General features: G+C 35.2%; 10 protein-coding genes. 7 read left to right on the top strand and 3 right to left on the bottom strand.

All coding sequences use genetic code 11. The features are described from left to right. Positions 1 to 298: 298 nt before the first annotated feature. The gene (locus tag FLACOL7796_RS02700; RefSeq protein ID WP_173969294.1) at positions 299 to 1,465 is read right to left on the bottom strand and encodes an MFS transporter; all 1,167 of its coding nucleotides are present in this window, start codon (positions 1,463 to 1,465) and stop codon (positions 299 to 301) included. Positions 1,466 to 1,566: 101 nt separating this feature from the next. On the opposite strand from FLACOL7796_RS02700, the gene FLACOL7796_RS02695 reads away from it, so the two are divergent. From FLACOL7796_RS02695 to FLACOL7796_RS02665, 7 genes are all read left to right on the top strand, one after another. Beyond that, the gene (locus FLACOL7796_RS02695) at positions 1,567 to 2,400 is read left to right on the top strand and encodes an AraC family transcriptional regulator (RefSeq protein WP_173969293.1); all 834 of its coding nucleotides are present in this window, start codon (positions 1,567 to 1,569) and stop codon (positions 2,398 to 2,400) included. Between the two features lie 71 nt (positions 2,401 to 2,471). Next, on the top strand, positions 2,472 to 2,852 hold the full coding sequence (locus FLACOL7796_RS02690; RefSeq protein WP_173969292.1) for a hypothetical protein: 381 nt from the start codon (positions 2,472 to 2,474) through the stop codon (positions 2,850 to 2,852). 185 nt (positions 2,853 to 3,037) lie between these two features. Further along, positions 3,038 to 3,568, top strand: a complete 531-nt coding sequence (locus FLACOL7796_RS02685) for a DUF3347 domain-containing protein (protein ID WP_173969291.1) — start codon at positions 3,038 to 3,040, stop codon at positions 3,566 to 3,568. A gap of 44 nt (positions 3,569 to 3,612) precedes the next feature. Beyond that, complete coding sequence (locus FLACOL7796_RS02680; protein WP_232067272.1) at positions 3,613 to 4,131, top strand: helix-turn-helix domain-containing protein; 519 nt, start codon at positions 3,613 to 3,615, stop codon at positions 4,129 to 4,131. A 325-nt stretch (positions 4,132 to 4,456) separates the two neighbouring features. After that, positions 4,457 to 6,991 carry a heavy metal translocating P-type ATPase gene (locus FLACOL7796_RS02675; RefSeq protein ID WP_173969289.1) on the top strand — a complete coding sequence of 845 codons (2,535 nt, stop codon included), beginning with the start codon at positions 4,457 to 4,459 and terminating at the stop codon, positions 6,989 to 6,991. A 9-nt stretch (positions 6,992 to 7,000) separates the two neighbouring features. After that, the gene (locus tag FLACOL7796_RS02670; RefSeq protein WP_173969288.1) at positions 7,001 to 9,253 is read left to right on the top strand and encodes a multicopper oxidase domain-containing protein; all 2,253 of its coding nucleotides are present in this window, start codon (positions 7,001 to 7,003) and stop codon (positions 9,251 to 9,253) included. A 130-nt stretch (positions 9,254 to 9,383) separates the two neighbouring features. Then, positions 9,384 to 9,548, top strand: coding sequence for a hypothetical protein (locus tag FLACOL7796_RS02665; protein WP_173969287.1), 165 nt, complete (start codon positions 9,384 to 9,386; stop codon positions 9,546 to 9,548). A 254-nt stretch (positions 9,549 to 9,802) separates the two neighbouring features. On the opposite strand, the gene FLACOL7796_RS02660 is transcribed toward FLACOL7796_RS02665, so the two are convergent. Both FLACOL7796_RS02660 and FLACOL7796_RS02655 read right to left on the bottom strand, forming a co-directional pair. Beyond that, complete coding sequence (locus FLACOL7796_RS02660; protein ID WP_173969286.1) at positions 9,803 to 13,198, bottom strand: polysaccharide deacetylase family protein; 3,396 nt, start codon at positions 13,196 to 13,198, stop codon at positions 9,803 to 9,805. A 321-nt stretch (positions 13,199 to 13,519) separates the two neighbouring features. Continuing rightward, positions 13,520 to 13,972 (bottom strand): DUF4442 domain-containing protein, encoded by a 453-nt coding sequence (locus tag FLACOL7796_RS02655; protein ID WP_173969285.1) that lies wholly within the window; start codon positions 13,970 to 13,972, stop codon positions 13,520 to 13,522. Between the last annotated feature and the right edge of the window lie 115 nt (positions 13,973 to 14,087).

Genomic DNA, 14,087 nt, shown 5'->3' with positions numbered 1-14,087 from the left:
CATATAAATATGAATTATATTATCTATTTTCAGGAATTCATTGTGATTTTACAGAAAAAACAATCGATTACACGAAGAAACGTTGCATAATTATTAATGATCAATTTAAGTCTGTAATTATTGTTAAAAAAGGGTTAAGAAGAAAAGAGAAGATTCTAAAAAATCAATTTATACGAAGGCCGAAATAGAGATTTAAAAGAGAACAGTAAAAGAAGAAATGAGTAACTTATACCCACAAAAAAGCCCTTAAACTAAATTGTCTAAGGGCTGACTTTTTTTTAAGAGAATTATATTTTTTTTAAGCGCGTTGCAATTGCAAGTTGCTTTTATGTTTTTGCATTAATACAAAAGTAATGACCATACCAATAACCGCCATACCTACACCAATAAGATTAGGCGAAGCATAACTATATCCTGCCGCCAAAGGCAAACCTCCTAAGAAAGCACCTAAAGCATTCCCGATATTAAAACTTCCCTGAAGTGCTGCCGAAGCAATCATCTCAGCATCTTTCGCCGTTTTAATCATTAACATTTGAATTGGAGCAATAACCGAAAAAGAAATAGCACCAGTTAGAAAAGTAAGGAATAGAGAAATATATTGATTGGAAGAAAATAAGTAAACCAAAATTAAATCGATTGACATTACAAACAACAATGCCAGTACAGTTGGCGCAGGTGAATATTTATCGGCCAGTTTACCTCCCAAAAAGTTACCAACTACCATACCTAAACCGGCAAGAATCAGGATATACGAAACATCTTCGGCCGAGAATTTAGAAACATTAATTAATAAAGGTGCGATATAACTGATCCAGGCAAACAACCCTCCAAATCCAATTGCGGTAATACCGATAATCAGCCAGGCTTCTGTTTTCTTAAAGAATAGTAATTGTGTTTTCATATTTACATTTCCGCTTTTCTCCAGATTTGGCATCCATAAAGAAATAAACAAAAAGGTAAGCAAACCAACAGCACCAATTAATACAAAAGTATAACGCCATATAAAGTGATGTCCAATATAAGTTCCGATAGGCACACCAATTAAGTTCGCCAAAGTTAAACCTGAAAACATAATCGCAATGGCTTGCGCTTCTTTGCCTTTATCTGCCAGACGACTTGCTACAACTGCTCCAACTCCAAAAAAGGCTCCGTGTGGTAATCCGGAAAGAAATCGGGATGCAAATAAAAAGTTATAGGTAGGCGCGATAATCGAAAGCGCATTAAAAACAGTTAACATCAATGCTAAAATTAAAAGCATTTTTTTGGGAGGAAAGTTTCTTCCAAGGATTACTAATAATGGAGCTCCAATAACAACTCCAAGTGCATAAGCTGAAATTAAATATCCGGCAACCGGAATCGTAACTTTCATATCTGAGGCAATATCTGGCAACAAACCCATCATAACAAACTCGGTAATACCGATTGTTAATCCTCCTAATGAGAGTGCAATAAGACTTTTTTTCATTTGTTTTATAAGAAAGGAATAGATTTTCTATGGTGCAAATTTAACACCGTTAAACATAAAATTAGTTGTACATTTGCGATATAAACTTGTAAATTTATGTTATGCCGAAATTAAATCAATTCAAAACGCTCGCTATTGACGAATTCGAAGATGAAAAATTTCACCTTCCGCCGCATACGCATACCTACTACGAAATCATATATATAAAGAAAGGAAACGGTATCCATCATCTCAACAACAACCTCCTTCCTTATAAAACGGGTGATTTATTTGTGATTTCACCTGAAGATGAACACTATTTTGACATCAAAAAAAGTACTCGTTTTTTCTATATTAAATTTACCGATAGTTATTTTAACTCCAAACAAAACCTGACCTGCGACGAATTTTTAATTCACACTCCGGAAAGTTTCATGCGGGATAAAACCTTAAAAGAAACGGTGCTTAAATTAGACGATCCCTGCAAAACAATATTAAAAAATACGATCGAAAATATTGCAGCTTATAATTGTAAAACTGATGTCTCGACCTCGCCTATAGTATTTTACCAGATTCTTTCGATTTTTGGATTAATCAAAGAAACTATGCGCGGACAGAATCTTGTTGTAAAAGGAAATTCAATTGATAACGAACAAATCACTTCTTATATACATCAGAATATTTATCAGCCAAAATTAGTTCAGATTAAAGTAATCGCTAATCATTTTAATATTGCCGAAACCTATTTTAGTGCTTATTTCAAGAGAACATTCTCTATTAGTTATCGTGAGTATATTCATAATTTAAGAACCACTTTAATCGAGAAACGAATTCACAACAATCAATTACCGATTAAGCAAATAGCGTATGAATTTGGTTTTACGGATGAAAGTCATTTGTCGAACTATTTTAAAAAGAGAAAAAATATGAAACCTACCGATTTTAAGAAAACTTAAAATTGGAAATCTTAAATATATAGTTGCTCTTAAAAAAAATATATAAATTTGTACTTTAAAAAATAATTTCATTGACGAAAAAACTCCACATAGTGTTTCTCTTTTTAACCCTTGGCTTCTTCCTGATGTCCAATTCGGGTTATGCTTGTGGAAAAGTCGAAGAAAAAATGAATTGCGAAAAGAAAGCAATTTCAAAAAAAGAAACCGGCAATTCATGTGAGAAGGATTGTTGTAAAGAAACTAAAAAAGATAAAAAAGGACAACATGGATGCAGTGGAAAATGCGATCATTCAGGTTGTACTACTTCATTTCTTCAATTTAGCTTAATCACAAATGAAATAGATTTAAGCAATAATCTTTTTAATTTCTCTACAGAAAAACAAATCTCATACTACAATACTACTAGTATTTCTGACGGTTTTACGTCTATTTGGTTACCACCAAAAATATAATAATTGTATTTCTAACAGCCATAATTATTTTTAAGCCACAAAAGCTCTAAAGATACTAAGCTTCAAGCAAAAAATTAAACTCTGCTCCCGATAACTATCAGGATTGCGAGATCAAAACATCCTATAAAAAATAAATTATTTAACTTAGAGGATAAATTCACATTCTCTATTAAAATCTTATAAAAATGAAAAACACAATATCAACTATAGCAGTAGCAATCACATTATTATTTACTGCAAATTTCGCTCAGGCAAGTACTGTAAAAACAGAAACAACTACAATAGAAGTTGCTGATTCCAGCCAATTACAAGCTGTTTATGATGCCTATTTTACTGTAAAAGATGCTTTAATTAAAAGCGATGCGAAGTTAACTTCGGCGAAAGCCACCGATTTATTGACTGCTATTACTGCCATAAAAATGGACAAACTAAAAAGTAATGAGCATACAGCCTGGATGAAAGTAGTAAAAAAATTAACTGCTGATGCCAAAAGTATTTCCACTACTTCAGATCTTAAAAAACAACGTGAAACTTTTAAATCACTTTCAAAAAATACATACGATTTAATTAAAGTTTCAAAATCGACTGAAGTTGTTTACAAACAATATTGCCCAATGGCTGATGCTGACTGGTTAAGCAAAGAAAAAGCAGTTAAGAATCCGTATTACGGTTCTTCGATGCTAACTTGCGGAAACGTGGTAGAAACCATCAAATAAACATGACGCTCTACATCAAAAACATGGTGTGCGCCCGCTGTAAAATGGTTGTGAAGTCTGAGTTGGATAAACTCGGACTTCAGACTATTTCTGTAGAATTAGGCGAAGTAGAACTGCAAAATGACATTACCGATTCTGAAAAAGAAGTTTTACTTAAAAATCTTCAAACGCTGGGCTTTGATTTATTGGATGATAAAAAAACCAAAACCATCGAGAAGATAAAAAATCTCATAGTCGATTTGGTTCATCATAAAAACAGCGAACTCAAAGTTAATTTGTCTGATTATTTAGTAGAAAACCTCAACCAGGATTACAGCACATTGAGTAATTTATTTTCGGAGATTGAAAATACTACAATCGAAAAATACTTTATAAGCCAAAAAATAGAAAAGGTAAAGGAATTATTGATTTACAATGAACTTTCGTTAAGTGAAATCGCCGATCTTTTAAACTATAGCAATGTCGCACATTTAAGCAATCAGTTTAAGAAAATTACAGGTTTCACGCCTACTTATTTCAAACAGCTGAAAGACAAAAACCGTATTCAAATAGAGAATTTGTAATTTTTTATTTAACCGCAAAGAGCGCTAAGATTTACGCAAAGTTCACAAAGTTTTTTAGCCACAGATTAAAAGGATTAAAAAAGATTTTAAAAATCGGTGTTAATTTTTTAATCTGTGGCTATTTTTTTTGTACCATAAAGCTATTTACATAAAGCTTTGCGAATTTTTTAATTTATTAGTGAAACAAAAAACTTAGCGTGCTTTGCGTAAATCTTAGCGCACTTTGCGGTTTAAATAATATTACAAATCATTCTCAAAATTATACAACCCGTTGTAAATCTTACTTCGGAAATTTGCATTGTAATACCTTAAAAACGAAAAAACAATGACTCATCAATATATAATTTCAGGAATGTCATGCAATGGCTGCCGAACTAAAGTCGAGAAAACGCTAAATGAAGTCGGAAGCATTCATGCCGAAGTAACGTTAGATCCACCAGTGGCTACCATAACAATGGAAAAACATGTTCCAACAGAAAAATTTCAGGAAGCTTTATCAGCTGCAGGAAAGTATACTATTGAAATGAAGTCTCCAGCTCATGGCACAGAACCTGCTGTAAAATCATGTTGTTCAAGTCATAAAAAAGAAGATCACACTTCGCATTCTCATAAAAAAGAAAAAGCAGTAATTCCTCATAATGCGACGGGAGTTTTTTACTGCCCTATGCATTGCGAAGGCGATAAAACCTATAACAAACCAGGAGACTGTCCGGTTTGCGGCATGGATTTGGTGCCGCAAATAGCCATTGGAACACAATTTACCTGCCCAATGCATCCGGAAGTTATTTCTAATGAGCCGGGCGACTGCCCTATCTGTGGCATGGATTTAGTGCCCATGCAGGCATCTGAATCTGACGAAAACAAAACTTATACGGACTTGTTGAAGAAAATGAAGATTGCGACATTGTTTACGCTTCCTATTTTCATTATTTCAATGTCAGAAATGATTCCGGATAACCCGCTTTTTAAAATTATGTCAATTGAAAAATGGAATTGGGTTCAGTTTCTATTTTCAATTCCGGTACTGTTTTATGCCGGATGGATGTTTTTTACCCGCGCCTGGAAATCGATTATTACCTGGAATTTAAATATGTTTACCTTAATTGGAATTGGAACCAGTGTTGCATTTCTATTCAGCGTTGCGGGAATGTTTTTTCCGGATCTTTTTCCGTCTGAATTTAAATCGCATCACGGCACGATTCATCTTTATTTTGAAGCGGCAACAGTTATTATAACTTTGGTTTTATTGGGACAATTATTAGAAGCCAAAGCACACGGACAAACCAACGGCGCGATTAAAGCATTACTAAAATTAGCGCCAACCGAAGCCACTTTGGTAGAAAACGGAACAGATAAAACCATCTCAATTCACGATATCAAAAAAGGAGATTTACTACGAGTAAAACCGGGAGAAAAAATTCCGGTTGACGGAAAAATAACTTCCGGAGAAAGCAGTATAGACGAAGCCATGATTACTGGAGAACCTATTCCGGTTGATAAAAAAACGGGCGATAATGTGATTTCGGGAACTATAAACGGAACCAAATCGTTTGTGATGATTGCCGAAAAAGTAGGTTCAGAAACACTGCTTTCGCAGATTATTCAAATGGTAAATGATGCAAGTCGTTCCAGAGCGCCAATTCAAAAACTGGCCGACCGCGTTGCAAAATATTTTGTTCCAACGGTTGTAGGTATTGCTGTATTGACTTTTATTATCTGGGCAAAATTTGGCCCTGAACCTTCTTATATCTACGGATTAATTAATGCGATTGCCGTTTTAATTATTGCCTGTCCATGTGCTTTAGGATTAGCAACTCCAATGTCGGTTATGGTGGGAGTTGGGAAAGGTGCACAGCATGGAATTTTAATTAAAAATGCCGAAGCACTCGAAAACATGAATAAAATCGATGTTTTAATTACCGATAAAACCGGAACAATTACAGAAGGAAAACCAACTGTCGAGAAAATTTATGCAATCGATCATAACGAAAATATTCTATTGCAAAACATTGCTTCGCTAAATCAGCATAGTGAACATCCTTTGGCGCAAGCCGTTGTCAATTTTGCTAAAGACAAAAATCAAACTTTACTTGATGTTCCGGATTTTGAAGCCGTTGCCGGAAAAGGAGTTTTAGGAACCGTAAATAATTCAAAAATTGCATTAGGAAATAAAAAACTAATGGAACAAATTAATGCATCGGTTTCTGATGATTTTGAAAGCAAAATTACAGCCGAGCAAAATCTGGGGAAAACCGTTTCATACATCGCCGTAAACAATATTGTTTCAGGTTATGTAACCATTACAGATGCCATAAAAACAAACAGTACCAAAGCGATAAAAGATTTAATCGATCAGGACGTTGAAGTGATCATGCTTACGGGAGATAATAAAAATACAGCCAAAGCGGTGGCAGATCAGCTTCACTTAAGTTCTTTTAAAGCCGAGTGTCTTCCTGAAGATAAACTGAGAGAAATTGAACGTTTGCAAGCCGAAGGAAAAGTGGTCGCAATGGCCGGTGACGGAATCAACGATGCGCCTGCTCTAGCCAAAGCGGATATAGGAATCGCAATGGGAACCGGAACGGATGTTGCCATTGAAAGTGCTAAAATAACGCTTGTAAAAGGTGACTTAAACGGAATTGTAAAAGCTAAAAAACTAAGTTTTTCGGTGATGAAAAATATCAAACAGAATTTATTCTTCGCCTTTATTTATAATGTTTTAGGCGTACCCATTGCGGCAGGAATTTTATATCCGGTATTTGGGATTTTGCTTTCGCCGATGTTAGCCGCGCTGGCGATGAGTTTAAGTTCCGTTTCGGTAATTGCAAATGCCTTACGATTGCGAAATCAAAACCTTTAAAAAATCAATATGAAACTACATACTATTTTAATTGTCTTTTTGATTGCTTTTACTGCAAAAGCCCAAAAAGTAGTTCGTTATGATTTACACGTTCGGGATACGATTGTCAATTTTTCAGGAAAAGAAAAACGCGCGCTTACCGTAAATGGAAAAATTCCGATGCCGACATTGACTTTTACTGAAGGTGATATTGCCGAAATTTATGTACATAACGATTTAAAAAAAGAAAATACAGCCATGCACTGGCACGGATTATTTCTTCCAAACAAAGAAGATGGTGTTCCGTATTTAACACAAATGCCAATTAAACCCGGAACGACACATAAATATACTTTTCCGATTATACAAAACGGAACCTATTGGTATCACAGTCATTCCGGATTGCAGGAACAAATTGGTTTGTATGGTCTTTTCATTATCAATAAAAAGAAAGACGATACAACTTTTAGAAAAGGAATTGACGATTTGCCGACTGTACCAGTTATTTTAAGCGAATGGACGGATCTTAAACCGGAGAATGTGCAGCGAATGCTGCATAATGCTAATGATTGGTTTGCGATAAAAAAAGGTACGACTCAAAGTTATGCCGAAGCAATCAAGAAAGGGCAATTCTCTACAAAAATCACCAACGAATGGAAACGTATGAATGCCATGGACGTAAGTGATGTTTATTATGAAAAGTTTTTAATTAACGGAAAAAATGAAGATCAGCTTTCGCAGTTTAAAGCCGGAGATAAAGTCCGATTACGAATTGCAAACGGAGGCGCTTCGAGTTATTTCTGGCTGACGTATGGCGGCGGAAAAATAACGGTTGTGGCGAGCGACGGAAACGATGTTGAACCTGTAGAAGTCGACCGCTTGATTATTGCCGTTTCTGAAACTTATGATGTCGTGGTTACGATTCCTGAAGATAAAAAATCCTTTGCTTTTTTGGCTACAGCCGAAGACAGAACAGGATCTGCTTCTTTATTTTTAGGTGGCGGCACGAAACAATCTGTCAAACATCTTCCGAAATTGAAATATTTTGAAGGGATGAAAATGATGAACGACATGATGAAGATGAACGGAGAAATGAATGATATGGGTATGAATATGTCGCTGAATAAAATGGACATGAATGCAGTAATGTATCCTGAAATTTCCGGCGAAGAAGAATCTGCAAAACCTGAAGATCATTCGATGCATAATATGGAAGGCATGAAAATGGACGATATGAAAATGTCGAGCGATACCACAGAAACGGCCCAGATTACGACCTTGAATTACGGAATGCTAAAATCTCCAACCAAAACAACGCTTCCAAAAGATGCCCCGGTAAAAGAATTGCATTTTACATTATCCGGAAATATGAACCGTTATGTTTGGAGTTTAGACAATAAAGTTATTTCTGAAACGGATAAAATTTTAATTAAAAAAGGAGAAAACGTCAGGATTGTATTGTACAACGGATCGATGATGCGTCACCCAATGCATTTACACGGACATGATTTCAGGATTATTAACGAACATGGTGATTATTCTCCGCTAAAAAATGTAATTGATATTATGCCAATGGAAACCGATACAATCGAGTTTCAGGCTAATGCCGATGGTGATTGGTTTTTTCATTGTCACATCTTATATCACATGATGGCGGGAATGGGACGTATTTTTACTTATGAAAATTCAGCTCCGAATCCGTTGATTCATGATCCAAAAATGGCGTACAAAATGCTGAAAATGGACGATCGTATGTTTCATTTTATGACCGAAAATGATTTTGCTACAAACGGAAATGATGGTGAAGCCATGTTTAGCAACACGCGCTGGAGCATCGGAACAGAATGGAGATTGGGTTACAATAATGAACACGGTTATGAAACCGAAACGCATATTGGCCGCTACATTGGTAAAATGCAATGGTTTATGCCTTTTATAGGTTTCGATTGGCGTTATCGAAGAATGGGAATGGATGAACAGGAACAAAATATGTTCGGACAAAAGAATACCAAAGACAATCGATCTGTTTTTAGTGCCGGTATGGAATATACGTTACCAATGCTCATAAAAGCTCAGGTTGAAATGTATACCGATGGAAATGTGAGAATTCAATTTGAACGAAAAGATATTCCGCTTTCGAAACGTTTACGAATGAATTTGATGTGGAATACAGATAAGGAATATATGGCCGGTTTAAAATATGTTGCAGGCAGAAACTTTGGGATCACAACACATTACGACAGCGATATGGGAATTGGCTTTGGAGTGAACTTGAATTATTAACCATAATTTTAATACTATTTTGATGCGCATTAACTTATCGTTGACAATTTCCAAAACGAAATCGTATTATATTTGAACCAACATCTTCAATCAAAAAAGGAATATTACCTAACAATTAAATTATATAAAAATGAAAAAATTATTTGCCGTTTTAGCTATCGCTTTATTTACAATTGGTGTACAAGCACAAGACACAAAACCAGCTCCGAAAAAGGAAAAAGCTGCAAAAGAAAAAGAATCTTGTCATAAAAAATCAGGTGACAAAAAAGACAAAAAATGCTGCTCTAAAAAATAATCGCAGTATGATTTTACTTAAAAGGCTTCGAATATATTCGAAGCCTTTTTTTATGTTTTTTTTCGCCACGAATTTCACGAATTGACACTAATTTAAAACACGCTCATATTTGCACAAATTAATTCGTGCTAATTCGTGAAATTCGTGGCAAAAAACCTAGTTATTAACTTTGACAAAGTTTAAAACTTTGTCAAAATTTGTTTTAAAAAAAATCTGTGCTAATCTGTGAAATCTGTGGCAAAAAAACTAAAAAACTATTTTACAGTTGCCACATTTCCTGTTCGTGTGAGTACTCCCCAGCTTTGGCTTTCGCCTTTTATGGCTCTTCTAAGTGCTCTAAAGAGGATTACATACATTAATTGTCTGTACACGAATCGCTGCGGAATAAGCCATATTAATTTAGTCAGTTTTTCTTTTTCGAAAATAAAAGCGATAACGCTAACCAGCATATCTACCACCATAAAAGCGATATAGTAAACCAATATTTTATGAAGACTATCCGGATCATTATGATTCCAGATCAAACTTACAATCAGAACTAAATCGGCCAGAGGCGCAAAGATGGGCAGCACAATTTGAAAGAGAAGAATATTAGGTAAAGCGACCATTCCTAAACCTTTATATCTTGGGTTAAAACACGCGTCTCTGTTTTTCCAAAAAGCCTGCATAATTCCATAACTCCAGCGAAAACGCTGTTTCATAAACTCCTTTAAACTTTCAGGAGCTTCTGTTACGGCTACAGCTTCAATACAATTTATAATACGATAGTCATTTCTTAAAATGCGAATCGTTAAATCGCAGTCTTCTGCAAGTGTATCGGTTGTAAAACCGCCTGCTTTTTCTATCGCTGTTTTTCTAAATGCGCCAATTGCTCCGGGAACAACCGTAATTCCGTTTATTAAATCAAAAGCCCTGCGGTCAAAATTCTGTGCGGTTGTGTATTCAATGCTCTGCCATTTGGTAAGCATGGTATTTTCATTTCCAACTTTTACATTTCCGGCAATGGCGCCAATTTCTTCATTGTTTTCTAATTGAATGGTAAAACCTTTCATCAATTGCGAAATGGCATTGGTTCTAAGCTGTGTATCGGCATCGATGCAAACTACATAATCACTTTGCGTTAAAGTAATTCCATAATTTAATGCCGATGCTTTTCCGCCGTTTGGTTTTGTATTCACTTTTACTTTCGGATTATTGGCAAAAGCTTCATTGATCATGGCAAAAGTTTTGTCTTTAGAACCATCATCAACAAAAACAATATCAAAATCTGGGTAATCCTGACCCAGTAAATTTTCAATTGTTTTTACTGCGTTTATTTCTTCATTATAAGCCGGAACAATAATGCTTACTTTTGGAAGAACTCCATTGGCCGTTTTATAAACAGGCGGGTATTTATGGTCTTTCCATTTTTTTATTAAAGCCATTATCGCCATTAAGGCAATTCTCAGAAATCCCAGAAAAATAGCAACCCAAAATGTAGCCGTAATAAAATGCCCGAACCAATATCCAAAATCAAAAATTAAATTATCGACTGTAATAAGCGGACCTTCGGCTTTTGGCATAATTTCGTCTTTGGTTTTACCAAGTAAATGTGCAACCGTAGTAAACTGAATATGTCGGTCTTTAAAATATTTAATAATTCGAGGCAGTGCTTTAACGGTAGACTCTCTGTTTCCGCCCGCATCGTGGAGCAAAATAATTCCTTTATCCGGATTGGCCTCATATTGCGATATGACCCTGCTGTAAACAGAATCGGCACTTACACCTTTTTCCCAATCATTTGGGTCAATACTTTCCCCAACTGTATAATAATTTTGCGCTTTACTTAAAGCAATGGGTTTTAGTTCGGCTTCGGTCGTCGGTTCGGCATCTGCATTATAAGGCGCTCTAAAAAGCACTGTACTTTTTCCAGTAACGGCTTCGATTAATAATCTTGTGGTTTCCATTTCTTTTGCCGCCCTTTCCGGACTTACCAAAGCAATGTTAGGATGCGTAAAAGTATGGTTGCCTATTTCGTGGCCTTCGCTATAAATTCTTTGCAGCAACGGAATATTATTTTCTCCCTGAATCCCAATTACAAAAAAAACGGCCGGTACTTTTTCTCTTTTTAAAATATCTAAAACCTGAGGTGTATAGGTAGGATCCGGTCCATCATCAAAAGTAAGAATGACTTGTTTGTGTACATTTCCAAATTTGCTGATTACATATTTCGTTGGTAATTCTACATATTTCTGTTCCGTAATAATGTCTTCGTCCTTATCGATTTCCAAATCAATTTTTCCTGGCTGTGGATCTGCAATCACATTTAATATTTCCCCGTCACCAATATAAGCGGGACTTTCGATTCGTGTATTGACACGTTTCATTACCTTAAAATCAAAAGGTTTTTTCTTGATGCTTTCGTTTGTTAAGCTGCGCTGATAATAACTCCACAAACGCTGATCTTCGCTCCCTAAACGCCATAAGGCAGTTCCTGCTAAACCATATTCGTCGCTAAATCTGATGGTATTAAAATTAGTTGCGGCATCTTCAAAATTAACCGCGTGTTTTTTACCATTGCTGTCTGTGTAATTAAAAGAATTGCTATAACTGTTATTATCAAACTTTATCACGGCATTATGCTGTTTAGCAATTGCAATTGCCTGATCGTAGGTAATGGTTTCTCCTTCTTGTTTTTCCGGCCAATCGTAACCATAACCGGCAAAGCAAAGGATGATTTTATCTGACGGAATTTCTTTTGCGGTTTTATCTACTATTCTTTCTATCCATTTCTGACTGCTTACATCTCCGGGAACACTGCCGGCATAATGCTCATCATAAGCCATAAGAAACATATAGTCATTGTATTGTGCCAATGCTTTTACATTAAAATCGTCATCGCCTGCCATGATATCCTGCGTAACGAGATAACCCAGCGGATGCAATTTTTCATACAATGCTTTTTGAAAAGCAATTATAGGTTCGTCTCCCTTTTCTTTAAATTCTTCAAAATCAATATTGATCCCTTGTAAATCATATTTTTTTAATGCTTTTACAATATCATCAATCAGTCGTTCCCTTTTATTGGTGTCATGAAGAATACGGTGAATAAGATCGCCGTCGAAGTCGCCTTCACCTAAAGATTCGTTGATGTTATTGATTAAGGGAACGATTTTTACTTTTCCTTTCTTCATTACTTTTAGCGCTGCAGTATCAATTTCTGTGCGCAGTAAATCAGTTTTGGGATCAATAAAAAACCATTCCGGGACTACCATATTGAGTTTATGAATGTTTTTTTGGAGAGAAAACAAACTCTGCGGATCCCAATCGACATAAAAAGCAGCTCTGATTTCTGAAGCTGTTTTTGAATCAACAGGCTGATTTTTTAGTTTATCAATCTTCGTTTTTGCTCTTAAGAAATAATCAAAACCTTTAAACTTTTTGAGTTCTTTGGCGCTTAAATTCTTTGGAGTAATGGGATTTTCAAGACTATGACCTACCTGACTGCTGTTAGCTAAAAGCGGTAATGGCGGTTTTAATCCTCTTTTTAAAGTGATAAAGAAAATGGGAACCATTAAAATAAGAAGAAACAAAATAAGTCGTGTTGACCATTGAAAAGTTTTCCAGCGTTTTTGAGTAGCGGTCTGGAATATTTGTTTTTTATCATCCATATACTTTTACTTTTTGAGGCAAATACTTAAAAAGATAAATCGAAAATTTATTGAAATGCAGCTTAATTTGAATATAAAACTAGTATTACTAAATGAAGTTCAAATTAAAAGACAGAATTTTGATGTAATAGGAATTGTGTAATAAAAATACAAAATAAAACGAGAAAACGTATTGATTCACAAATTGGTATATAAAAAAAGACCTCAATTGTTTGAGGTCTTTCTATATTTTTTTTTCGCCACGAATTGCACGAATTTGCACAAATTATTTTTTCTAATTAAATCGCATATTTAGATTCTATCATGGCAAAAGCTTAAAAGCTATTTAATTCTTACACTCCATTCAAAATCCATTTCAGAAACCTGAACTCCTTTTTCGTCAGTTCCGATAGATTTCATCCAGAAGGTTTGGCCCTCGCCTGTTTCGATGGTTCTTTTAATTGCATCGGCAATTAAATGTCCGTCGTTGCAAACGAAAGTAATGCGTCCGGTTGCTTTTTTGGTAAAGTTTCCTTTATTGTTGGCGACCAGCATTGAGATTTTTTTTCCGCTTTGCTGAATTTGCGAGATTACTAATGCTCCTGTTGTTAGCTCTGCTGCCATTGCCTGAACGGCAAAATACATGGAGTTAAAAGGATTTTGATTGATCCATCTGTGTTTTACACTTACCACGCATCTATCTTCGTCGATTGCTTTTACACGCACGCCACAAATATATGCCGATGGTAATTTGAATAATACAAATTTATTGAGTTTAGAAACTGATAATGCCATGGTATTTATTTTTTTATGTAAAAATACAAAAAAACTATGCATGCACAATAAATCGCAATTACTTTCCTAAAAAGTCAACAAAAACAGGTGTTTTGAATGATTTTCAATGCATTAT

Source organism: Flavobacterium bizetiae (assembly GCF_902804475.1).
Classification (GTDB): Bacteria; Bacteroidota; Bacteroidia; order Flavobacteriales; family Flavobacteriaceae; genus Flavobacterium; species Flavobacterium bizetiae.
The sequence above is the reverse complement of the archived record's forward strand: the minus strand, read 5'-3'. Positions and strand labels throughout refer to the sequence as shown.

Coding starts and splice junctions, on each gene's coding strand:
- FLACOL7796_RS02700 (WP_173969294.1), bottom strand. CDS start 1,465: ATGAAAAAAAGTCTTATTGCACTCTCATTAGGAGGATTAACAATCGGT.
- FLACOL7796_RS02695 (WP_173969293.1), top strand. CDS start 1,567: ATGCCGAAATTAAATCAATTCAAAACGCTCGCTATTGACGAATTCGAA.
- FLACOL7796_RS02685 (WP_173969291.1), top strand. CDS start 3,038: ATGAAAAACACAATATCAACTATAGCAGTAGCAATCACATTATTATTT.
- FLACOL7796_RS02680 (WP_232067272.1), top strand. CDS start 3,613: ATGGTTGTGAAGTCTGAGTTGGATAAACTCGGACTTCAGACTATTTCT.
- FLACOL7796_RS02675 (WP_173969289.1), top strand. CDS start 4,457: ATGACTCATCAATATATAATTTCAGGAATGTCATGCAATGGCTGCCGA.
- FLACOL7796_RS02670 (WP_173969288.1), top strand. CDS start 7,001: ATGAAACTACATACTATTTTAATTGTCTTTTTGATTGCTTTTACTGCA.
- FLACOL7796_RS02665 (WP_173969287.1), top strand. CDS start 9,384: ATGAAAAAATTATTTGCCGTTTTAGCTATCGCTTTATTTACAATTGGT.
- FLACOL7796_RS02660 (WP_173969286.1), bottom strand. CDS start 13,198: ATGGATGATAAAAAACAAATATTCCAGACCGCTACTCAAAAACGCTGG.
- FLACOL7796_RS02655 (WP_173969285.1), bottom strand. CDS start 13,972: ATGGCATTATCAGTTTCTAAACTCAATAAATTTGTATTATTCAAATTA.